We start from the raw sequence: 24,659 nt of genomic DNA on the forward strand, positions 1-24,659 counted from the left end.
GTTTTTCTCCTTATTGGAAGGTTTGTCGCGGCCCCGTTGCCGCATCGATTTGGGAATGCAACTTGCATACCATCCTGGGGTATATTGGACATTGCCAAACTGACAGCGAAGGAATTCCCATGGCCTCTACCCAAACCACTGCCACCGATCCGGTCTGCGGAATGACCGTTGATCTGGCCGAATCACGCCACAGTGAACACGAGGGCCAGTCGTATTATTTCTGCAGTGCGGGCTGCCAAAAGAAATTTGAAGCAGATCCTGCTGGCGTTTTGGCCACGTTTGCCGCCAAGCAAGCAGCAAAGACTGCGGGAGAGTCTGGGAATGCGGGAGAGAAGCAGAGCACGCAAAATACCAAACACTCTTGCTGTGGTGGATCGTCAACCAAACCGCGCAATCAGGCCCCATCCTCTCTCGTCTCGCTATCTCCCAACACATCAACTTCTTCCTCCACCGCGATCTATACCTGCCCGATGCACCCCGAGATCGAGCAGGTCGGCCCCGGTGATTGTCCGATTTGTGGAATGGATTTGGAACCCAAGTTCGTCAATGCGGCGGACGAGGGCGACGACGAACAATACACCGATATGAAACGCCGGTTTTGGATCGGTACGGCGTTGTCAGTTCCACTCCTGCTGATCGCGATGGGACCGATGGTGGGCTTGCCCGTTCATGATTGGATATCGGGCACCACGATGGGCTGGCTGCAACTGGTTCTTGCCACCCCAATTGTGCTTTGGTGTGGATGGCCGTTATTAGTCCGCGGAGCCAAATCCTTTCGGTCGATGAACCTCAATATGTTCTCGCTGATCGCAGTGGGAACGTTGGCCGCGTATCTATTCAGCTTGGTCGTGGTGCTGTTACCCGGTCTGATCCCTGCCGCGTTTTTCGAAAACGGTATGCCGCCGTTGTACTTCGAAGCCTCAGCCGTGATCATCACGTTGGTGTTGCTGGGTCAAGTCTTAGAACTTCGCGCACGTCAACAAACCGGCGGAGCAATCCGCGAATTGATGCAGCTCACTCCCGAAACTGCCACACGGATCACGGAGGACGGCGAAGAAGAGGTCGGCTTGGACGCCGTTCACAAAGGCGACCGACTGCGGGTCCGGCCCGGTGAGAAAGTGCCTGTTGATGGTCGCGTGGTCAGCGGATCGAGCAGCATTGACGAATCCATGTTGACTGGCGAACCGATCCCGGTTGAAAAGTCCGAAGGTGACGACATTACCGGCGGAACACTGAACCAAACCGGTGCACTCGTGATGGAAGCTGTAGGCGTTGGGGGCGACACCGTCTTGAGCCGGATCGTGCAAATGGTAGCTGATGCGCAGCGCAGCCGTGCACCGATTCAAAAGTTGGCTGACGTGGTCGCACGCTACTTCGTGCCAGCGGTCATCGTTTGCTCGATTGTCGCGTTCATCGGTTGGGCGATGTTTGGGCCCGAACCCCAGCTAGCTCACGCGTTTGTGGCGGCCGTCGCCGTTCTGATCATCGCCTGCCCATGTGCACTGGGACTGGCGACGCCGATGTCGGTCATGGTCGGCGTTGGACGTGGGGCAAAAGAAGGCGTGCTCATTAAAAACGCCGAAGTTCTCGAGGTAATGGAAAAGGTCGACACGATCGTCGTCGATAAGACCGGTACGTTGACGCAAGGTCGTCCCGAGGTCACCACGATCGAGACGTTTGGGCAATGGAGCGAAAGCGATGTGTTAACGCTAGCCGCCGCCGTCGAAACTCAAAGCGAACATCCACTCGCGCAAGCTGTCGTTCGCCGCGCCAAGGCAGATAAATTGACACTTGCCGAAGCTACCGATTTCACCAGCACCACGGGTGGTGGCGTTCGCGGCATAGTAAACGAACACGGCGTCTTAATCGGCAAGGCAGAGTTGCTGGCCGAACAGGACATCACCGGAATTGATGCGGGCCGCGAGAAAGCAGGCTCGCATCAAGCCGAAGGTGCGACCGTCGTGTTTGTGGCGATTGATCATTCACTCGCAGCGATCTTGGCGATTTCGGATCCGATTAAAGACAGCACCCCAGCAGCACTCAAGACACTCCATGAACTCGGTTTGAAAGTCGTGATGCTTACCGGCGACGCCGAGCCGACTGCGAAAGCCGTCGCGGCGAAACTCGGCATCGATGAATTTCATGCTGGGGTGTCGCCCGAAGACAAACATGACTTCGTTCGCAAGCTGAAAGAGTCCGGCAAGACGGTCGCGATGTGCGGTGACGGAATCAACGACGCCCCCGCTCTCGCCGAAGCCAATGTCGGGATCGCCATGGGAACCGGCACCGGCGTCGCCATTGAATCCGCTGGCGTGACCCTCGTCGGCGGCGACCTGCGCGGCGTCGCGGCGGCGAGCAACCTGAGTCGCAAGACGATGAGCAACATTCGCCAGAACCTGTTCTTTGCGTTCATCTACAACGCGTTGGGCATTCCCGTTGCCGCTGGGTTGCTCTACCCGTTCTTCGGCGTCTTGCTCAGCCCGATGATCGCCGCGGCCGCAATGAGTTTTAGCAGTGTGTCCGTGATCGCAAATGCGTTGAGATTGCGGGCGGCCAAGCTAGCGTAGTCAATCTGGTCGGTTTTCGACCAGCGCTGTCAAACCTCCCGCAGAACCCGAACGCATCTCGATAAGTCGCGGCAAGTGTTCGATTTTGGTATACCCTGCGCAGGTATCTTGCCGATTTTCAAAGTAGTTCCAAAGGCTGCTGCGTAGATCGAGGGAGTGATTTTAGTGCAATCTTTTTTATTAAAGTCCGGACTGTTCGTCGCATCGACGATCGGAATCCTTTCTGCGACCGTCCAGGCACAAATGCCGCACACGGGCGGCATGCATTCAGCGACCGGGCACCGGTTCACTCCACCACCGCCCGTACCGGAGGCGCCCTATGGACTCGACCAACTCGACCCGAGTGGGGCACTTTTTCCTGACGTAAGACTCGACGGTACCGACTTTCCGTCCGCGCCCGCTCCGATCTATGTTGACGGCCAAATCATTTCAGAGGGATACACGGCTTATGATCAGGTTCAAAGCTACAACCTCGAAGACTTCCTAACTCTCGCGGCTCAGCACAATCCTACGATTCGCCAATCACGATTGCAGATCTCTGCACAAACGGCCAAAGCATTGCAAGCCGGACTGTATCCCAACCCGGTTCTAAACTACGTCGGCGAACAAATTGGAGTCGATACCGAAGACGATAAAGACTCGCCAGGCGAATTCCAGGGGATGACACTCAGACAACGTATTGTGACCGCGGGAAAATTACGATTGAGTCGCGAAAAGTACATGCGTCGCGCTCACGTGTCCGAACACCTGGCGATGGCGCAACAGTTTCGCGTCTGCAATGACGTACGCATCCACTTCTATCAAACTCTCGCGGCGAAAGAGATCGTTGAGCTTCGAAAAGAACTGCTCAAGTCCGCCGAGGATTCCGCTGTTACCGCTCGCGAACTTTACAACCAAGGCCAAGCCAATCGCGTGGAAGTTCACCGATCGAACATCAAGCTACAACGTTCGCGTTTAGACGTTTTGTCTGCAGAGAATCATTATCGCGAAAGCTTTCGCCAGCTCGTTGCGTTCGTTGGAGTTGACCTGACCGATGGAATGGTGTCGGGCGATCTGATGCCGCAAGGGCCCCCGATTTCCTACCAAGAAGCGATATCCATGGTGCTCGCCGAAAGCCCCGAACTCGCTGCCGCACGTGCCAAACTAGCGGCTGACCAGACCACGCTGCGGCGCGAGCAGGTGGAGTGGATTCCAGACATCGTTGCCGAGGGTGGAGCGGGCTATAACTTCGACGCCAACGAAACAGTTGCGTCCGCCAACGTCTCTATCGAGCTGCCTGTTTTTGACCGCAACCAGGGAACGATTCGTCAGGCTCAGTTGGACTATTGCAGGCAACAGGAAGAAATCCGGAGAACGGAACTGATGTTGCAGCAAAAAATGGCAAACTTGTATCAGCGATACCTGACTGCACTTCAAATCGCCACCGAATACGAACGCGTGATCGTCCCCGAATCCGAATTGGCTTACCGGGAATTGCTAGACAGCTACAAGGCAAACCGTGTGGATTGGCCGTCGGTGTTGGATGCCCAGATGGAGTACTTCGACGCACGACTGACGCGGGTGCAACAACTCGAAGAGGTTCGCGTCAATGAGGTGCTCGTTCGTGGTTACATGCTACAAGACGGCTTGTCCGCAGCTCCCGGCCCGACGCCGCCCGGCCACATCGATGCGGTGCCGAAGCCTCGCTAGGAAGAAGATGGAGATGAGGAGTATAGGTTTCCGTGAGAAGTAGCCAGGCGTCCCATTGGCTGAGACACAACACACGAGACGAAAGAGATAACTGCTATGTCCAATCCAGAAAAGCGACGCAACTTCCTGAAAGCCAGTTCGATCGCTGCATTCACCGGTGCGATCACCAATGCACTTCGTACGGACGCGTCTGCACAGGAAAACGCCGCAACGCATACGCCCCAACATGCTGACACCGACTACGACGGCTTTTCACGCTTCAAACCGAGCCGGGGTAATGATCCCGATTCAGACTACTACCTTGGCAAATTAGTCCCTGGCTTTCGGAGTGCCGCTGACGGACCGGCTCCGTTTGTTGCTCCTGATCTTGAGAAGTTGCCCTGGAAAATGGTACGGGGTGCAAAAGAGTTTCACCTCGTACCGATGGCGGTCGAACGTGAATTCTTACCGGGCTACAAGATGAACGTTTATGGCTTCAACGGGAGTATGCCGGGGCCGACGATCGAGGTGAATCAGGGTGATCGGGTTCGCATCATCGTCACCAATGAATCGCCCGAAGCGACCACGACTCACTGGCACGGCTTCGAGATGCCGGTCCAATACGATGGCAGCGAAACGCTCACTCAAAATCCGATTGAACCCGGCAAGTCGTTTGTCTATGAGTTTGATGTCCACGAAGAGGGAACATTCTTCTACCACTCACACGTCCCGATGCAGGAAGCGTTTGGTAGCGTGGGTTGGTTCATCGTACATCCGAAAAAGGTCTTCGCCCCACCAGTTGATCGTGACTTCGGATTGATCTTCCAAAACTTTTTCATCGAACCCCAACAAACCATCGCGGATAGTTGGCGGATGGATTGGAATTGGCACACGATCAACGGACGCAGCGGTCCGTACACGACGCCGCTGGTGGTCAAGCACGGCGAGCGTGTTCGAGTTCGGATCATGGACTTTTCTCCCATGCAACATCATCCGGTTCACTTGCACGGGCACACATTCTGGGTGACGGGGCATGAGGGTGCTCGCATCCCCAAGTCCGCCTGGATTCCTCGCAACACCGAGCTGATCGGGATCGCTCAAGCCTCCGATTTCGAATTCATCGCCAACAACCCCGGCGACTGGATGTTCCATTGCCACATGGTTCACCACATGATGAACCACATGACGCGGCAGGTCGGCCCACGCATTCGCCAAAACGCTTCGGTGGACAAGTATCTAGCTAATATCCATAACCGCCCCCCTGTCGATGCGTCACGAGACGATCCCGGTTTCAACACGCCTGGGTATCCACAGGAAATGAAGAGCATGAACATGTCGGATGCGATGATGAAAAAGATCTGGGATCGTCGCGAGGTCCAAGGGATGCGTGCGACTTGGCCGATGTCGATCATGGGGCTCATGACCGCTCTGCGAGTGCTCCCTGAAGACCTTTATCACAAGGTGATGGAAACCGACGAACCGATTGAGAAGGGCAGCGTATTCGCTGAAATTGTGCGACGTTTCGGCGATCCCAACGCCTACGAAAGGGCCCCCATGCACAACATGTCGGGGATGAAGATGTAACGGGATGCCGAATATTTGCATTTCCAGCTACAATGGGATTCTTCTGGGCCTCCCCCGGATCGAAGGGAAAACCAAGCTGGATAGAAATGCTCTCAGACGACGAGAAGAAAAAGCTGAACAACCGACTTCGACGTGTCATCGGACAAGTCGAAGCGGTCGGCCGTATGATCGACAACGAAGAATACTGCGTCGATATTTTGATGCAGCTATCGGCCGCTACGGGAGCACTCAGCAAGGTGGGTCAGATCGTGTTGGAACAACACATCCAATCCTGCGTCAGCGAAGCGATCCAAAGCGGCGATCCGCAGCAACGGTCCGAAAAGATCGAAGAGCTGATGAAAGTCTTTCGCAAATACTCCGAGTAGAAAAATCGCCCCGCGGGTAAAAACGCCGAGGTGGCAAAAAGGCAGGGGTGGCGTGGTGACGTCAACACAAGCGTGAATCAGCCGCGACACCACCCCCGCGAAGACAAGTTGGGAGTTGGGAGTTGGGAGTCGGGAGTCGGGAGTCGGGAAAACGATTTGCTCCCTCACTCCCAGCTCCCAGCTCCCAGCTCCCAGCTCCCAGCTCCCCTACTTAATGACCGGAGCTTCGACTCCTTGTGATTGCAAGACAGCCAAATACTTCTCCGGGTCAGCCGCAATCTTCTTGGCGCAACCTGGGCAACAGATGTAGATCGCTTTGCCTGCCGCGTTAACCTTGTAAGGGCCGCCCATGCCGGCGAGAGGTTCATCCATGACGGGGCACATCTTTTGGGCAGCAATGAAAGGGGCGTCGGCAGCAGAAACTTTGAATACGCCCTCTCGAACTGCCTCAGTCCCAGCGGAAACGAAATTTCCCCCACTCCCGACTCCCGCACTGCCCATCTCTTCAGTGCCATATACCATTTTCAGATACTTTGCCGGTTCGGCTTGCACTTTCTTGATGCATCCCTTGCAACACAGAAAGATCGGTTTGTCGCCAACCATGACTTTGATTGGTGTCCCCATTCCACCGAGCGGTTCGTCCATCACCGGGCATACCTTCTGCTTTGCGATCGCCGCCGCGTCCGCTGTCGTTGCCGTCGTGACCGTAATCTGCGGACGTCCAGCCGCATACTTCGCAGGATTCGATTTCACCGCGTTGACGCAGCCAGCACAGCACAAGTAGACCGTTTGACCATTGACGTCGACGGCGACCGGATCACCCATGCTGCCGAGCGGCTTACCACTGACGGGACAAATCTTTTGCCGTGCGATGGCCGCTGCAGCCAGTTGAGTCTCGCTCAACGGCACCGTTGCGACTTCGGTAAATGCAACCGTATCGCCACCCGATGAGGCAATACCGACGAGACGCACGTCCATCTCGACTTGCCGGCCGGCGAGTTGCGAAAGATTGACCGGCGTAGTCAAAGATCCTTTGCCATCTGGCAATAGGTTGTAGCGATAGCGTTTCGCGTTTCCTTCCACACGAACCGAAATCGCTCCGCGACCTTGATCGACCGCAACCGCTTTACCGGTACGGTCATAGACAAAAAGCTGAATGCCGGCTTGTGAAACGACTGTTTCAATCTGCAGCTCGCCCATTGATTTGATACTGCCGTGATTGGGACCGACCGCCACCGCCGGTTGTGTCTTGTTCATGCCCGGCACCGCATGATCGTGTGCCGTTTGGGCGACCACCGTCGACACCGAGAGGGCGAGCGTGCAGGCGATTGAGAGTAGATAACGTTTCATTGGTAACTCCGTTGGAAAAGGTGTGGATTGGTTAGGTGGTTGGTATTGGATGAGTGACACTGTTTTGAGCTGGGAGCTGGGAGCTGGGAGCTGGGAGCTGGGAGCTGGGAGCTGGGAGCTGGGAGCTGGATTCATTGCCTATCGCTCCCAACTCCCTCTCTCCCAACTCCCTCTCTCCCAGCTCCCCCACTCCCAGCTCCCCCTCTCTCTTCCTCTTGGAAAAGCTCGTCTTGAAAACCAAAACGCATCTTGAGTTCGAGATAACCGCAGTACAGCGTTGGGACGATGAATGAGCTGAACGGTTCAGCGAGCATTCCGCCGAAGACGGGAATCGCCATCGCTCGTGCGACATCGGCTCCGCGTCCGGTTGCGATCAGAACAGGCACCAACGCCGCCAACGTGGTTACCGTCGTCATCATGCATGGCCGGATGCGTTTCAATCCGGCTTCATAAACCGTGCTTCGGATGTCACCGATCGAAGTGATCTCTCGCTTTTTCATCAGTTGATGGATGTACGTCGCCATCACCACACCATCGTCGACGGCCAAACCGAATAATGCGATAAAGCCAACCCAAACGGCGGTGTTGAGTTCAACGCCCATCGTCGCGACCGCGATCATGCCGCCCGCGAACGCAACTGGAATCCCTGAAAACACCGCAAGCGAGATCGGGAAATTACGAAACTCCAGGTAGATCAACAGCAAGTTGATGCAGATGACTAACGGAATGATCCACATCAATCGTTGATTTGCTTCGATCTGATTTCGGAAGCTGCCGACGGCCTCGAGCGAATAGCCGGCCGGAAGATTTAAAGTGGGGGAGTTGGGAGTGGAGGAGTTGGGTTCTCCCGATTGAGCTTGTCTAAGCTGCCGTTCAATGGCTTCGATCGACTCCAAATCCCCTTTCACACCGCTGGTCATGAACGCGACGTGTGCGACCAATCGGCCATTCTCACTATTGATCGCGCCCGGTCCCCACGTCGTCTCCAGCTTGGCGAGTTCTTCGAGCGGCACGACTGCGCCACTATGCGTGACAACTGGCAAACGTTTCAGTCCGGCGATCTGCTCGCGTAGATCACGGTTGTATCGCAATCGCACGGGATAACGCTCTCGCCCCTCGACGGTCTTGATCAAGTTCATGCCACCCAGTGCAGTTTCAATGACTTGGTTGACCTCCGAAGCGTTGAGTCCGTACCGCGATGCGGCTTCGCGGTCGACGGTGAATTCGACGTACGGTTTACCGAGCACGATGTCAGGATTGACTGTCCCCGCGTTGACCAACGGTGACTTCTTCAGTTCCACCGCCACATCCATTGCCGCGTCGGCAAGCTCATCGAGTTCGTTGCCATAGATGCGGATCGCCATCGGTGCCTTGATTCCCGATTGCAACATCACGACTCGCCCCTCGATCGGCTGTAGCGCCGAAGCAGGAGTCACGCCCGGCAAAGTTGCCACTTGATTGATTTCGTCCCAGATATCGCGAGCGGTCACGCCTTCACGCCACTCGCTTTCGGGCTTCAGCATCACGTAGGTTTCGACCATCGCCGCGGGCGCCGGATCCAAAGCTGATTCAACGCGTCCGATTTTGCCCAACACGTCTTTGACTTCTGGAATCTGTCCGATCAAAACGTCTTGCGTCTGCAATACCTGCATCGCTTGAGAGAAACTCGCGGCCGGATAGAGGGTCGGCATATAAAACCAACTTCCTTCGTCCAACGCGATCCAGTCATCACTTTGCAAGCCGGTAAACACATGCTTCGCGTCCACGTAGCCGGGAAACTCGTTCAGGTCCGCACCAAAGACGCTCGCAAATTTCTCAACCGGTCGCAGTACTGTCGGCATGCCGATCCAGGCACCGTATCCGAGCAACAACAATCCGGCGGGAAACGACAACGCGAACATTTTGTGGTTCAACGCGTGGCGCAATCGAGCGGCGTAGATCCAACGCACAAACCGGCTCGACGGAATTTCTTCAATCGGTCGAATACGTTCCCGCATCAATTGCCAACCGATCACGAAACCGAGCACCGCGGCAAACGCGGTCACAACCCAAACCGGCAACTCGAACCGTTCGGCAATTCGCGATCCCCACAGGAAGTGTGAGGCCGCGCCGAGTAAACCAGAAAATGACAAAGCAGCAACCAGCGCCGTCGACTTGCGACGGACGTTACTCCTCAGCATCAAACGGCAAAGCGCCGGCACGATCGTCACCGCCGTGATCATGGCCGTCGCGATGGCAAACGTCTTGGTATAGGCAAGCGGCGAAAACAGCTTGTAGTCGCGGCCCGTAAGAAAGAACACAGGCAGGAAGCTCACGATCGTTGTCGCAACCGCCGTAACGACAGCGGGAGCAACTTCGATGGTGGCTTCGTAGACGACTTGGGAACGAGTGAGGGAACTGGGGGCAGTGCGGGAGTTGGGAGCTGGGAGTTGGGAGAGAATCGGTTCCTTCGACTCCCCTACTCCCAGCTCCCAGCTCCCAACTTGTTTCTCCCAGCTCCCAACTTGCTTATCCCGGCTCCCCGCTCCCTTCTCCCAATCTGCAAGATGTTGATAGACGTTTTCCGAAACAATGATCGCCATATCGACCATCGTTCCGATCGCGATCGCGATACCGGCGAGCGACATGATGTTCGCTCCAACACCGACGACCCGCATTGCGATGAATGACATCAACACAGCGGCAGGCAAACAAATCGCGACAACGAAGCTGCTGCGGATATGCAATAAAAACAGCAGAATAATGATCGCCGTGATAATAATTTCGTCGCGAAGTGCATGCGTCAGCGTCGCCATTGTTTCATCTATCAACCCACTGCGGTCATAAACGCCGTGGATCGTCACGCCTTGTAGCGATGGCGTGATAGCAGCGATTTTGGCTTTGACACGTTCGATTACCACGCGAGGATTCTCGCCGTATCGCATTACCACGACGCCACCGACCGCTTCGACACCGTTGTAATCCAACGCGCCCCGCCGAAAATCGGGGCCGAGTTGCACACCGGCGACGTCACGTACTCGCACCGGCACCCCATCTCGCTGCAAGATCACGGTGTTTTCGATGTCTTCGATCGTTTTGTTTTTGTCGCCGTCACTGCCCAGAAACCCCTTGCTTCGCACAATGAATTCCATGCCAGTCGTCTCAACCGTCTTCGCGCCCACGTCGACGTTGGATCCTTGGATCGCCATCGCCAACTTATCCAGCGTCACGTTGTGGAATCGTAGCCGATCTGGGTCGACTTCAATTTGGTACTGACGAACATAGCCGCCGATCGAAGCCACTTCGCTGACACCTTCGACGGCTTGCAATTCATACTTCACAACGAAGTCTTGCAGGCTGCGCAGTTCGGCCAACCCCATCCCCTCATCCGGTCCGTGCCCCGCGCGAAGCTGTGGCGGAATTAACGTGTAGTAGTAGATCTGACCTAGCCCCGTCGCATCCGGTCCGAGCTGCGGCACGACGCCATCAGGCAATTGCGAAGCAGCCGATCCTAGCTGTTCGGACACACGGCTCCGTGCCCAATAGAAGTCGATTTCATCTTTGAACGTCACCTGCACAAAGCTGTAGCCGAACATGCTCTTGCCACGCACCGACTCAGCCCCTGGCACGGCCAGCAACGATACACTCAGCGGGTAGGTGACTTGATCTTCGATGTCTTTCGGTGAACGCCCCGGCCACGGCGTCAACACGATGACTTGATTCTCACCAACGTTAGGAATCGCATCGATCGGGATCGCTCGAAAGCTAACCCAACCAGCAACGCTCAGCCCGATCGTCATCAACACAACGAGCCAAGGTTCTTTCACACAAAATCGAATGAGAAGGTTAAGCATTAGCTTTAGGTGGGAGCTGGGAGCTGGGAGCTGGGAGAAGGAGGAATTGAGCAAGGAGATGTTGCTGATCGAGTTCTGGGCTGTCGCTATGGACTACATACTCAACTCCTGACTCCCCCACTCCCGACTCTCCAGCTTTCTTTTTCTGCTCGTTGAAATCGACACACCATTTAGACGAACCATGAATCATCGCAACAATCAATCGCAGGATTTCGTCGTAATACTTGCTGGCAGATTCAAAAGTCTCCTGGTCTAGATAGCCATGGGCTGCCGCATACTCCAACCAAACTTGCGTTTCTGCAGCCTCCGACTCGGCAACATTGAGCGTGCTACAAAAGTGCTTTTCGTACCGGCGTTTTCGCCATGCCTCGGCAATGTTGGCACTCACACTCCGAGACGAACGGCGTACTTGGTCGGTCAGCGAATACATCTCTTCACGAGGAAATAATTGCGACAACTCAAATATTCGCTTCCCAGCAGCAAACGACTTTTGATAGACGATCAAATCTCGATGCCCGCTAATGCGTTCTTTCATTTGACTTCTCCACTTAACCGATCAGAACCAAGAAACATAGCATCTCCCATCTCCCATCTCCCATCTCCCATCTCCCAACTCCCAACTCCCAACTCCCAACTCCCAACTCCCAACTCCCAACTCCCAACTCCCCCACTACCTCCCCACACTCCAACATCTCACTGCCCCAATATGGGTTCCTCAATTCCTTATCCGCTTGCATCCAATCTCCGCCGCCTCCTGGGACCATGGGGCAGTACATGTGGTAGAGACTCGTTGCGGTCCGTGGTCCGCGAACGACCGTGGATGCTCGCAGTAACGCTTGACTGACGTCGCGGTAAGCTTCGCGTGCCCTTGTCAGAGATCCGTCCATTCGCAAAGCCGCGCGGCGGGCAGTGGCAAATTTTCTTTGCGCGTCGTCCGGCACGCCGGGTTCCGTCTCGAGTTGTCGCAGACCAGCGATCAGCGCATTGAGCGATACCGGGGATGGGGTTTGGTCGTTCGCCAATGCTCGATGGATTTCGAAATACGCGGCATAGGTTTGGTCGAACATTTCACCTGCCGTATCCACTAGCATCACGGGCTTCGATTTAGGAAGCTCCAGCGGTCCCGGTGAATAACTCGGTGCTTTTCCGGGGTCCATCAATGACGGATTTCCTGCAAGCTGCATCTGCGAATCGATCAAGAAGTTTCCTCCCGTTGCGACGGTTTCACCTGCGGCTAAACCTTCAACGATCACCGCATGCTCACGATTCATCGGCCCGACCGTGACCCGGCGAATCTCGAAGCGGCCTGGGTCTGTTTCGACATACAAAACACTGCTGTCACCGGCTAACAAGACGGCATCACGCGGTACCGTCACGACCTGCTGTTTCGGCAATGGCTCGGATGCGAACCCGAGCTGCGAGGTCGGCACGAGTTGCATGTCGCACAGTGGACAAGTTCCCGGATCGTCGCGGATGACTTGCGGGTGCATCGGGCTGATGTACTTGTTTGCCAACGCCGGATCGTAAACCTTGTCTTGCGGGATCGCCGGCACGGTGACTCGCGCGGTGGCATAGTCGCCCGGTCGCAGCTTTCCATCGAAGTTCATGATTTCCACGCGAACACGAACTGTTCGCGTCGTTGGATTGACCGTCGGGTCAATGAATGCGACCCGACCGGTAAAAACCTCACCCCGCATCGACTGGATCTCGGCTTCGACCTGTTGGCCAAATCGAACTGCCGAAGCGTCATCGGGAAACAGATCCAGCATCAACCAAACACTGCTCAGATCCGCGACGCGGTAGAGTTTTTGTCCCGTTTTGACATAGTCGCCCTCGACGGCCGCCTTCTCGATCACCGTTCCGCTCTGCGGTGACTTGATTCGAATGCGAGACATCGGCTTTCCCGATTGAGCGAGGGCGTTGATCTGCGATTCGGTCATCCCGAGTTCCGTCAAGTTCTCGCGAGCCATCGAGTTCAGGTCGCCGTTGTCGAACTGAAAGCGACCGATCTTGCCACCTTGGTTCATGCTGGTGATGAATTCGGCCTGAGCGGTGTATAGCTGTGGACTGTAGATCAACGCCAAGTCGTCTCCTTCGCTGACCTTCACACCGGCGTAGTCCGCGTACATCTTTTCCAATCGCCCGTCGACGTATGCACTGATAGTCGACAGCTGGCTTTCATCGAAATCGATCGAGCCGATGGTGCGGATCGTGCGATTGACTTCGCCCAACTGAGACACAGCGGTTTGGATTCCGACCAGCCGACGAGCCACGGGGTCAATGGAGACGGAGATACCATCACCACCTCCGCCACCCGTCGCTTCGACCAACTCCATCCCGCAAACCGGGCAGCGACCAGGCTGCGTCGATGGCGGCGTGCACATCATCGGACAGATATATCGCTTGCCTTCGTCACTGACCGAATTCACGACCCCGTCGCCGCTCTCGCCCGAGAAACCATCCGCGGTCAACCATGACGTTCGTTGAGCCAATCCCAACAAGGCGAAGATCAAGCCTGCGACGACCACAACAACTGCCGCGTTCACGCAAGTCCGCAGAAGCCACTTCGTTCCGCTGGACGATGCAGGGGAGTTTGGGAGATGGGGAGATTGGGAGCCGACCGAAGGATCATCTCCGACACTCTCACTGTCCCTTGATCCCACACTCATATCCCCAGTCTGCACGACGTCGTTCGTGACTTCGCGTTCAGGTTCATCTGGTTGTTGTTCTTCGGGACTCATCGTCGTTCTCGCTACATGTACTGGCCAGACACCGTGGTTCCTTCCACACGCATCCGCCCCTGAGGCGACCGATCAGCAATTCGCCCTCAAGAACGCATTACCAATCAGCCAAATTGCCTCTTGGCTATGACCGATTGTTTTGTTGAGTGACGCAATAGAACCCGCACTGGGACCGCGTCGTTGAAAGGCTTCATTCCGAATGAGCGCGCAGCATCAATCGCTCGAAAACCATTCTTGATTCGAGAAACTGCGAGCGCGCAGTTCTCCTAACGAGACGACGCTAAATGCGCCAGACGCAAAGAAACCGCTGTGAGAAATGCGGTGCGAGATCGCCAATCGGCAGGCGTGACGTCACGTCGTATGGACGATTGAGCTCCGACTCGTCCAAGCCAACGTGATCCAAATAGGCGACTACTTCCAAGTCGCGAACTTGCGGAACGGGAACACGAATAGGTGCTGGGGCGACTGGTTCGGAGCGGATCCCACAGGTGCAAACACGCAGTACAGGAGTCGTTCCCGCGTCTTCGACCACTTCGGGCTCGGGGGACTTCGACTTGCGGCAACAACTGTGGGAGGTGTCCTCGGTCGTTTCGACTTTACCACGACAGCATCCACAAAGCTGACCGGCTGTTTTGACTTCACAGCACTTGCAGGCGTGACAAACCGTGTCCTCTTGGAAGCAGGACGCTTGGGCACAGGGCGTTTGCGCAACAGCAATCGCCATCGGCTGAATCACCATTACAGCGATCAGACAAAGATTGACGGCAATGCGAATTGAGAGGGAGTTGCTCACTGTGACCTTCCGAAAAGGATACCCATACAAGGTATACCAGCTATATCGGAAATCTAGCCGATTTGTTCAATACGAATCAACCGGTTAGGCAAACTTTGACAGCTTCATTGTAACCGACTAGGACCGCTTCGCCATGAATTGGCTATCTCGAACGTCCGAATTCGAAAAAGCGAAATGCTTGATTTTGGTCACCCTGGTGGCCACATCTGCGGGCGGCTGCGCGACCCAGCACGGAGCCCAGATCACGTCAAACACCGTCAAAACTTCGCCAACCGCCACAACCGCTCCTGACCCAGCAGCACCAAACGACGTCGACTGGCAACAAATCCTCGACCATCCAGAATCCCCGCAAATCAAGCGAACAGACTACACCGACGAAGCCCTTGTTGACTCGCCCCCCATCCTGGCGACAGCGAATGATGAGGAATCGACACAAAGTTTCGGAGACTTCCTGCAACTCGCCGCACCAACTCCCGAAAGTGAGATTGGGACTCAGATAGATGGGGAAATAAATGAAGAAAGTGGTGATCCAGAAGCTGCGAGTTGGGAGCATCAAGCAGGCACGGATGCCAAAAGCAATGGAAACGACGACGTACATAGCAACGCTGTACTCACTAAAGTCTCCCAACCCCCAACTCCCGACTCCCAGCTCACTTCCTTCATCAACATCGCTATCACTCGGCATCCAAAAATCTTGGCCGCACAGCACCGTGTCGCGGCAGCGTCCAACGTAATCCCGCAAGCCAAAGCTCTACCGGACCCGACACTCAACAACACGTTCTGGCCATTTCAAGATCAAGCGTTGCAAACCGCCGCGGGTCGCATCGGCCACCAAATGTCGATTAGCCAGCCTGTGCCGTTTCCACAGAAGCTCAAAACGAAAGCGACCATCGCAAGCCGCGAAGTTCAAATCGCCCAAGCGGAAGTCGACGCGATCACTCGCGAGATTACCGAGTCGGTGCGTTTGGCATATTACGAAGTTTGGTTCGCGACCCGAGCAATCCAGATCATTGAAGAAACCAAAGCTCTCGTCGTGGATCTAACCGATGTCGCCGAAGCGAGATACCGCAGCGGCGGTACGCAACAAGACGTGCTACGCGCGCAGCTCGAAACCGATCGACTGGACGAACAACTCATCACGCTTCGCAGACAAAAACAAGTCGCGCAAGCTGACCTCGCCACACTACTGCAACAGCCTGTCGACTTGCTCCCCGAAACGTCCGACGACCTCGGCATCACCGACACGGCCGTTCAAATCGAATCATTGATCGCAATGGCCGAACAATGCAATCCGAAACTCCGCGGGCTCGCGTGGGAAATCCAGCGTGACCGAGACAAACAACGTCTCGCCTGTTTGCAGAAATACCCCGACTTCAGTGTCGGAGTGCACTGGGGATTGGTAAGCGACGATTACAAAGCGATCAGCCCTGTCGCCAACGGCCACGATAACGTCAGCATCAGCTTCGGGACGACGCTGCCGATTTGGCGCGACAAAATCAATGCCGGGATTCGCGAAGCCGCTCATCGCACCAGCAGCACGACACGTCGACTCGAAGCCGAACGGGACGAACTCTACGGCAAGATCCGTCGTTTGATCGCGCAAGCCGACGCACTCAACGAACAACGCGACATCTACGAAAATCGAATCATCCCAAGAACGGAAACCACACTCAAGCTCACTATCGCCGATTACCGTGGCAAACGCGCCGACTTCTTCACGCTGATCGAAACCTACCGCGAACTGTTGATGTTCGAAACGCAACTCGCACGCATCGACGCCACGCTTGCCGGAACGATCGCGCAGCTCGACCGAACCGTAGGTTGTGCTTACTAGTGTTTTATCAGCATTAAAAATGGTGGTGAGACCGGACGGCTCGCGTTACCGGACGGCTCGCGCCGTTCCGCTACTATGGAAATCCCGCAGTAATGAACTCGACGCTCGGAGAGCCCGAGCGACGTGAAAAATCTCGCCGTGCGGCTAGAACGCACGAACGCTCGGTTCTCGATCCCAAATCCGATGCTGTTTCGCCTTCTCGACGAACTCAGCCGCCTTCCCTCCTGAGATTTCGAGCACTCCCTCGTCAGCATCCGTCGCAACGCTCGCCTTACCGAACAGCTCCGCCGCCGGCTCGGTAAAGCCGATCACTTTCAAGTGAGCGAACGCGTCTCGAATGAAATCAACCGCCGCTGCTTGCGATGCCAACATGGCCGCGTTCTCTTCGGACGGCGCGATGACGACACAATCAAACAAGCAAGACGGTGCCCCAGAAAGAAAATGGTCAGGCGTGATTTCGTCGCCCTTGCTGGACTGGATCGCACCGATCGTAGGCGTGATCACCTCAACAATTGCCTGTTCCGATTTAGCGAGCTTCACTAAATCTTTATAGAGCTTCGCGTCGACACCATCCGTGGTCAGCAAACCGATCTTCTTTCCAGCGATGCTAGCGGGAGCTTTAGCGTATTGCGAAAGAGCTTCGGACGGTTCGGGGTTTCCAACCGCGACCATCGGTTCGATCTTGTCGGCTTGGCCCGTCATCCCTAGCGCTTTGGCAACGTCACTCGCCAAACCTTCGTCGATGTTCTGCAAGTGACCGAGCATCCGCGTTCGAATCTTCGCGTTCTCGCACTTTCCTAACTCGAAACCAAAACCACCTGCGATATGCCGTTTCTCAGGTTCTGTCATCGAGATGTAGAACAGCCGCGCCTGCGTGTAGTGGTCGGCAAAGCTCTTGGGGCGGATTCGCAGCTTTTGCCCAGACTCTTCCGTTGGAAAACTCGTGAATCCTGCCTTTGGATCTTCGCGAAGCAATCCGTGGTCCAAACTATTCGGCTCGTTCGCAACACGACCTTTGGGAACGTCCATCTGCATGTGCCCGTCTCGTTGGAAATTGGCAAACGGACATTTGGGTTTATTGACCGGAATCTGATGAAAGTTCGGACTGCCCAAACGAGAAAGCTGTGTGTCGAGGTACGAGAACAACCGCCCCTGTAACAACGGATCATTTGAAAAATCGATACCGGGAACGACATGGGACGGACAAAACGCAACCTGTTCGGTTTCAGCAAAGAAGTTATCGACGTTGCGGTCCAGCACCATCTTTCCCAACGGTCGCAGCGGCACCAGTTCTTCGGGGACGAGCTTGGTTGGGTCGAGGACGTCAAAGTCAAACTCGTTGGCTTGTTCCTCGGTAAATACTTGGACGGACAGTTCCCACTCGGGATAGCTCTTCATCGCGATCGAGTTGAATAAATCACGACGGTGGAAGTCGGGATCCGCGCCGCCAATCTTCACCGCTTCGTCCCAAATCAGCGAGAAAGTCCCAAGCTTCGGTCGCCAATGGAACTTGACGAACTTGCTCTCACCTTCCGCGTTGATCATTCGGAACGTGTGAACACCGAACCCTTCCATCATACGAAATGATCGCGGAATCGCACGGTCCGACATGATCCACATCAACATGTGCATCGACTCGGGAGTTAACGAAACGTAATCCCAGAATGTGTCGTGAGCCGATTGCGCCTGCGGGAATCCGCGATCGGGTGCGGGTTTGACTGCATGAATCAGGTCGGGGAATTTGATCGCGTCATGGATAAAGAACACGGGAATGTTATTGCCGACCAAATCATAGTTGCCTTGGTCGGTATAGAACTTCACCGAAAAACCACGAACGTCACGTGCCGTGTCGTGGGAACCTTCGCTGCCGGCGACGGTTGAAAAACGACAGAACACCGGCGTCTTCACCGACGGGTCTTGAAGAAATGATGCTTTGGTCAAGTCGGCATTCGATTCATAACATTGGAAGTACCCGTGGGCGGCGTAACCACGAGCATGAACAACTCGTTCAGGAATCCGTTCGTGGTCGAAGTGCGTGATTTTTTCCCGAAGAATGAAATCTTCTAACAACTGCGGTCCACGTGGCCCAATTGTCAAAGTGTTTTGGTCGTCTGCGACTGGCACTCCTTGATTGGTCGTTAATCGACCATCGCCGGAATTAGTCTGGTGCAGTTCGCCGCCGTTGCCGACGTGCGAATCTGGTTCTGAATTTCGAGAAGCTTTCTTGGCCAACGTTTTAACCCTTGATCGGATGCGAATGAAATTAATTCACGGAGGGCCATCACGCAACGCAAACGCCGTTCCGATCTTTCCCCAAAACATCCAACCCGCGCGGCGATCATGTCGGCACAACGGGCAATGCCAGCGGCACGACGTTTGCCTTAACATCGACCCCATGAAGACATCTCTGCTGACGACCTACCTCAACGATCATCTCGCCGGCTCGGTGATGGCGATTGAGTTGCTAAAACGGCTCGAATCGGAGCATCAAGGCGATGAATTCGCGAGTTTCGCTGCCGACCTGCGTCGCGAGATCGAAGATGAGCAATCGATTCTCAGATCGCTCTTGGATGATCTTGATGACCGCGGCGACATGACCAAACGCCTCACCGCGTGGTTGGGCTCCAAGCTGACAATTTTCAAACTCGCTCACCAAAGTGCCGGAAAGTTTGGAACCTTCCAATCGCTCGAAACCCTTTCGCTAGGAATCACAGGCAAGCGCGGCCTCTGGCGAATCCTCGAACAACTCCAGCCTCGAGAGACCAAATTACGTTCACTGGATCTGCGTCAGCTAATCAAGCAAGCGGACCGTCAGTTCTCCGTCGTCGAAGAACGGCGGATGAAATTGGGTACCGAGGCGATCACAGAAAACGCCACGCAAGAATGAGCGAACAAGAGGTTTACTCAGCCGTCTGCGTTTCTTTGATCTACGGTTGGATGATCCGACCAGGGCGTTCCAACCACTTGTACGCGTTCTTGGCATTGAGCGAAGCGAATTTCTGCGTCGCAACTCTGCCTCGCTCGGCAACGTAATGCATCACGAGCCGTTGCAGCATTTCGTAGCTGGCACCACGTTCGGACACGGGCCAGTTGCTGGCGTAGATCACCCGATCCTCACCAAACGCGTCCCAGACGACGTCGAAGTAGGGGCGATAGAACTCTAAATCGTCCGGTGCGGGTCGCCCGCTATGATGCGATGCACTCTCCACCAAACCTGAAACTTTGCAAAACACATTGGGATGTTTTGCCGCCGCTCGAATCGCTTCCACCCAATCCGCAGGCGGCGCCGACGTGATCGCGACGTTACCGATGTGATTGACGACGATGCGTAGGTTCGGAATCTTCTCCGCGAGTTTTGCTACCGCCGCAGGAGTCTCCGGTCCGCCATTGACGTCGAGCGATAGATCTCGTTCCGCCAAGAGAGCCAAGTCATTTAGCGAACCAATTCCCTGCAGATCTTCAGCAAGCATCTCCTTGAGCAGACCAACCGAGATGCGGATCCCTCGAAACAGCGGATTCGCCGCGAACCTTTGCAGTTGCTCCGGAAAGTCGGCGGTCCCTGGTTGCAGGCGTCCGACGATGCCGACGATAAACGGATCGTCTGCGGCCAGGTCGAGCAACCACGCATTGTCGTCCACACGTGAACTGGCTTCGACGATGACCGTTCCTGTCACCGGTCGAAACTGCTCGAGGCTGCGCAGATGTTCGGGCAGCACGGTGCGGTACAAGGACGAGTTTTTGCTGGGCCAGGGCACGCCTTCTGGCCGACTCGGATCATAAAAATGCGTGTGGCAATCGATGATATCGAGATCCCGCAGAACGTCGTCTCGAAGAGCCTCACTATTGGCTGACTCTACCGCTTTAGGTGGCTCGTCAGCACAAACGTTAAGTCCCCCCGCCAAGCCCCAGCCCGCGGTGCAGACAAAAACAACCACAAACCATGCTCGACGATTTCTCATCAACGTTACTTCTTTCTAGCTGCGTGGGAATGAAGGGCCCCCGACGAATCGCCCGCGATCACGGTGGCACCATCGAAGGTCAACGTTGATTGTAACGGCAGGACTTGGATATTGGAGCCAGACTGATCGGTATCGATCGGAATGACCGTCGTCTCTCGGCCATCACTCGACCAAACACGAATCATTTTATCCCGGCCACAACTGACCAGTTCACCGGCAGGACCGAATCGAATATCCATCACACCATTCGGGATATCGCCGTAAACTCCGGCGGGGCGTTTCGGTTGATGAGCATTCGATTTCGAATACAGCGGCCATCCTTTGGCGACCTCCCACCAGACGATCAATCCATCTTCGCCGCTCGAGGCGAGCAATTGCGAATCCGAACGCCATGCCAACGCGGTCACAGATGATTTGTGTTCAGCCAGCGGGCGAACGACGCCACCATTTTCGGCATCCCACAAATGGATGTTGCCGACGCGGTCTGCCGAAGCCAATAACTTTCCGTCGGGGCTGAATCCAAGCGCCGTCACCCAATCGGTGTGTTTGACCAACGTGTGCAGAACCTTCCCGGTTTCGGTCGAGAAGATCTTCACGGCGCGACCGGAACCACCAATCGCAACTCGGCGTTCGTCGGGTGAAATGTCAGCCGCGATGATCGCATCGGCTTCATCACCGATCTCGGCCAAGCGTTTGCCGGTTTGAACATCAAACAAAACCACGACGCCGTTTTGAACGGGCCGTCCGCCAGCGGCCATCAGCAATCGTCCCGATCGGCTGAACCTTAACACGTGCGGTTCGCCTTCGGGGAACGCCAGCGAACCGATCGGTTCCTGAGTTTCGGTATGAATCAATTCGATGCGTTCATAGGATCCCACGGCCAGCAGCGGTGCTCTCGGGCTCGTAGCCAACGCAATCGCAGGGAACGGGCGCAGCGTTTTTACCGGAGCTACGGGTGGCAAGACTTCGGGCATCGGCGGTGGTCCGTCGTTATCGTTGGCCATCGCTGTTGGTGTGAATTCGAGCGTGCTTTTTTCTGCCACCTTGCTGCCTGAATTCTCACGCAATCCCGAATCAATCCACGCTTTGATCAACGCGATTTGCTCTTCGGGCAACGGATCGTTCTCAGGTGGCATTCGCTCGGACGGATCCTCGGCAAGAATCACTTCCAACAGCCGGCTCGCGCTGGATCGGCCCGCAACAACGAGTTCATCGTTGCCCGCGACACCCGCATAGTTCGCCATGTTGAATCCGGCCTCTTGTTTGGAGTCGCCGTGACATTGCCAGCAGTGACGCTTCAAGATCGCGGAAATGTGATCGTCATACGTGACCGGGTTCGCATTCCCAACGCCTTCGGTCATTTCATCCGCGCCTGCATCTGACGAAACGATGACGTTTGCGACCGCGGCGAACAGCGTAAGGACTAACAACGCTGCGTTGTTTTTTAAAAGTATTGAATTCATAGAATTTACTTAAGGAAGGACATCTCGATGAAACAGGACTGATTTGCCAGAGCCCGCGTGAGGACAGACTCCACAAAGTCAATGGTTGAAAGAAAACTCGGAGGAGTTGAACAATCCCCATAAGATGTCCTCGTAGGCGCCAGGATCTTCAGCCGCGTCACCGATCGTTTGGATCAAAGCAGCAAGCTCGTCATCAGTCGGTCGACGAGCGAGCGTTCGCACAAAAAGTTCTTCGATGATCTGCTCCTCCGTCTTTCCAGACGCGACCAACTGCTTGATTTTTCCTCCCGCCCACAAGCGTTCTTGCAGCGTATCACCAACTGCTAAATGCAACGCTTGTGACAGGGTGGGTTGCGTATTGGTTTCGCATGCACAAATCGTCGCCCGACTCGATCGCCCGAACGTCTTGAAGAACGGCGTGCCGTAATTCGGACCGCCGGTGTCACCACCCGAAATCGGGAAATAGTCGATCGCGCGTGTTCCCGCGGCAAAACCCTTGAATGACGATTGCATCCCTGTTGCGGTGGTGACCGAATCCAAAAGCACGTCGGCACGTAATCGACGTAAATGGGCGTGCGAAAATTGGCGGGTGTCACCAACATTGGAAGGATTGGGCTGTACACTCAGCTGATAGACACGCGAGTTGCAGATATCGCGTACCAGCGTTCTCAGATCGAATCCGGATTCAACAAGCCGCTTCGACAACGCATCCAACAACGGACCATTGACGGGAGGATTGCTGACTCGGATGTCGTCGACCGGTTCCACGATTCCGGTACCGAGCAATTGGGCCCAGATACGATTCGCGATATTCCGGCTGAACATCTCGTTGTCTGGTGAGGTCAGCCATTTGGCGAGTTCTTTGCGTGGATCGCCGTCGCTTGCCACTGGTTCGATCCCGCCGAGCACGCGAGCAGGCATCGGCCGCTGGTCGACAACATGCTTCACCGGAGGAGTCGACGTATCATAAAAGATCCGACGTTCACGAGGTTCCACCCCCGGTTTGCGTTCCATGCCGGCGAAGAAACTGACGAAACTGTAATAGTCATCCTGAGTCCAACGATCAAAAGGATGATTGTGGCACTCGGCACATTGAATCTGAACGCCCAGGAACACTTGTGAAAAGTCGGCGGCGAACACTTTGGGTTCAAACCGCGGTCCGTGCACCATCATGGTGTAAAGGTTGGCCGGACCGTTGGTCAAATTGCTTCCCGAGGCGACGACCATCTCTTCGACAAACTCATTCAGCGGTCGCCCCGAACGCATCTGTTTTCGAATCCATTCATAGAACGCCATAGCCGCTTTGACGTGAGTCGCCGCCGGAGCGTAGTTTCCGCCAATGATTCGCAACTGCTCGCCCCACAACGCGGTCCACAAATCGGCGAATTCATCGTTGGCGAGCAACTCGTCGATCTTAGCTGCTCGATCAGCATCGCCGTCGACAAACGCGTGATATTCTTCGGGTGTGGGGATGCGACCAGCCAAGTCCAAAGTCACGCGTCGCAAAAACGTTTCGTCGTCACACAGTTCTGAGGGAGTGATCCGCAGCTTTTGCAGACGATCGAAAACCAATTCGTCGATATAGTTCGTAGCCGGCGGATTTGGCCAGTGAAACCCTTCAGCGGCGGGCAACACAATGACTTCGGCACCAATCGTGAATCGGCTGTAGCGTGCAAACACATACGTGTCGCCGGGGCCAACCGCCGTTACATTGCCGTTGTCGTCAATCGTCGCCACGCTCTCGTTGTTGCTATGAAATCGGGCTAGCGAAGTGACAAGCCGTTTGGAACCGTCGCTCGCGATCGCCCCGACTCGCAATCGATCCTTGGCTCCGTTTTCCTCGAACAGGAAACGCTCTTTGGAAAGGATCACTTCGACGGTTTCGGGCACCGAATCGGAATCATCGGGCGCGCCCGCAGCGATCCAACGGTACAGCGTTTGATAGTATTCGCTTTCTTTATCAAACCGCTTGCCACCGGAATGAGCAACGTCGCCAGTCGACTTGAGCAACAACAGGCTTTGTTCCGGAACGGACGTGTTCACCCGCCGTCCCACCATTTCGTTGACGGTGCGGTGATAGTCGCCCTTGGCGTCATATCCAAACAAAGACAGCATGAAGCCGTCTTTTCCGCTGGCGGCACCGTGACAAGATCCCGCGTTACACCCAGCCCGAAAGAACACTGGCATCACGTCTCGTCGAAAACTCGGCGGTAGGTCTGCCGCGTCGGAATCGTCGGCGGTTGCCGTGCCGGTGGCGAGCGCACAAACCGTCATGCAAAGGATCAGACATCGCATCCAACGAGTTTTGTCCTTCATCGTTGAACCTGGAGCGGACGCGCGTGCACGGTGCGAGAGATGTGGGTCGGTCATGATGGTAGGATTCCTCAATGCCGCTAAATGTTGTTTCGGCAAAGATGTTATTCGGTGGGAGAGAGTTGGCGGGAAGTGTCAGGTTTGTTCTAAGCAGGTCTGCAGGAATCATTTGGCGAAACTGCCGCGAAC

The 24,659-nt window shown here is 55.4% G+C and carries 15 protein-coding genes; 6 read left to right on the forward strand and 9 right to left on the reverse strand.

Annotation, left to right across the window (positions count from 1 at the left end; genetic code table 11):
- The first annotated feature begins 119 nt into the window (after positions 1–119).
- The 4 genes from NB063_RS04915 (at position 120) to NB063_RS04930 (ending at position 6,184) form a co-directional block, all read left to right on the forward strand.
- Positions 120–2,567: a heavy metal translocating P-type ATPase gene (locus tag NB063_RS04915; protein WP_250927632.1), complete on the forward strand. Its 2,448-nt coding sequence runs from the start codon at positions 120–122 to the stop codon at positions 2,565–2,567.
- 165 nt (positions 2,568–2,732) lie between these two features.
- Positions 2,733–4,256 carry a TolC family protein gene (locus NB063_RS04920; RefSeq protein WP_250927633.1) on the forward strand — a complete coding sequence of 508 codons (1,524 nt, stop codon included), beginning with the start codon at positions 2,733–2,735 and terminating at the stop codon, positions 4,254–4,256.
- A gap of 96 nt (positions 4,257–4,352) precedes the next feature.
- Positions 4,353–5,819, forward strand: a complete 1,467-nt coding sequence (locus NB063_RS04925) for a copper oxidase (RefSeq protein ID WP_250927634.1) — start codon at positions 4,353–4,355, stop codon at positions 5,817–5,819.
- A gap of 86 nt (positions 5,820–5,905) precedes the next feature.
- Positions 5,906–6,184, forward strand: coding sequence for a metal-sensitive transcriptional regulator (locus tag NB063_RS04930; protein WP_250927635.1), 279 nt, complete (start codon positions 5,906–5,908; stop codon positions 6,182–6,184).
- Positions 6,185–6,391: 207 nt separating this feature from the next.
- On the opposite strand, the gene NB063_RS04935 is transcribed toward NB063_RS04930, so the two are convergent.
- From NB063_RS04935 to NB063_RS04955, 5 genes are all read right to left on the reverse strand, one after another.
- Positions 6,392–7,534: a hypothetical protein gene (locus NB063_RS04935; RefSeq protein ID WP_250927636.1), complete on the reverse strand. Its 1,143-nt coding sequence runs from the start codon at positions 7,532–7,534 to the stop codon at positions 6,392–6,394.
- A gap of 131 nt (positions 7,535–7,665) precedes the next feature.
- Positions 7,666–11,367 (reverse strand): efflux RND transporter permease subunit, encoded by a 3,702-nt coding sequence (locus NB063_RS04940; RefSeq protein WP_250927637.1) that lies wholly within the window; start codon positions 11,365–11,367, stop codon positions 7,666–7,668.
- Positions 11,360–11,902, reverse strand: a complete 543-nt coding sequence (locus tag NB063_RS04945; RefSeq protein WP_250927638.1) for a four helix bundle protein — start codon at positions 11,900–11,902, stop codon at positions 11,360–11,362. Before NB063_RS04945 ends, NB063_RS04940 begins: the two co-directional genes overlap by 8 nt.
- A 13-nt stretch (positions 11,903–11,915) precedes the next feature.
- Positions 11,916–13,913, reverse strand: a complete 1,998-nt coding sequence (locus NB063_RS04950) for an efflux RND transporter periplasmic adaptor subunit (RefSeq protein WP_250927671.1) — start codon at positions 13,911–13,913, stop codon at positions 11,916–11,918.
- A 475-nt stretch (positions 13,914–14,388) separates the two neighbouring features.
- On the reverse strand, positions 14,389–14,901 hold the full coding sequence (locus NB063_RS04955) for a hypothetical protein (protein WP_250927639.1): 513 nt from the start codon (positions 14,899–14,901) through the stop codon (positions 14,389–14,391).
- A 133-nt stretch (positions 14,902–15,034) separates the two neighbouring features.
- Here NB063_RS04955 and NB063_RS04960 point away from each other — a divergent pair, with 133 nt between their 5' ends.
- The gene (locus NB063_RS04960; protein WP_250927640.1) at positions 15,035–16,735 is read left to right on the forward strand and encodes a TolC family protein; all 1,701 of its coding nucleotides are present in this window, start codon (positions 15,035–15,037) and stop codon (positions 16,733–16,735) included.
- 144 nt (positions 16,736–16,879) lie between these two features.
- Here NB063_RS04960 and NB063_RS04965 read toward each other — a convergent pair whose 3' ends face one another.
- Positions 16,880–18,967, reverse strand: a complete 2,088-nt coding sequence (locus NB063_RS04965; RefSeq protein ID WP_250927641.1) for a catalase — start codon at positions 18,965–18,967, stop codon at positions 16,880–16,882.
- Positions 18,968–19,130: 163 nt separating this feature from the next.
- Between NB063_RS04965 and NB063_RS04970 the strand changes: the two genes are divergently transcribed.
- Positions 19,131–19,622: a hypothetical protein gene (locus tag NB063_RS04970; protein WP_250927642.1), complete on the forward strand. Its 492-nt coding sequence runs from the start codon at positions 19,131–19,133 to the stop codon at positions 19,620–19,622.
- Between the two features lie 40 nt (positions 19,623–19,662).
- Here the strand turns inward: NB063_RS04970 and NB063_RS04975 are convergent, their stop codons facing one another.
- The 3 genes from NB063_RS04975 to NB063_RS04985 form a co-directional block, all read right to left on the reverse strand.
- Positions 19,663–20,694, reverse strand: coding sequence for an amidohydrolase family protein (locus tag NB063_RS04975; protein ID WP_250927643.1), 1,032 nt, complete (start codon positions 20,692–20,694; stop codon positions 19,663–19,665).
- A gap of 5 nt (positions 20,695–20,699) precedes the next feature.
- A complete protein-coding gene (locus tag NB063_RS04980) occupies positions 20,700–22,157 on the reverse strand; it encodes a c-type cytochrome domain-containing protein (protein WP_250927644.1) in 1,458 nt (485 codons plus the stop codon).
- A gap of 78 nt (positions 22,158–22,235) precedes the next feature.
- Positions 22,236–24,527 (reverse strand): DUF1549 domain-containing protein, encoded by a 2,292-nt coding sequence (locus NB063_RS04985; RefSeq protein ID WP_250927645.1) that lies wholly within the window; start codon positions 24,525–24,527, stop codon positions 22,236–22,238.
- Positions 24,528–24,659: the final 132 nt, after the last annotated feature.

It is taken from the genome of Aporhodopirellula aestuarii (assembly GCF_023701485.1).
GTDB classification, from domain to species: domain Bacteria; phylum Planctomycetota; class Planctomycetia; order Pirellulales; family Pirellulaceae; genus Rhodopirellula; species Rhodopirellula aestuarii.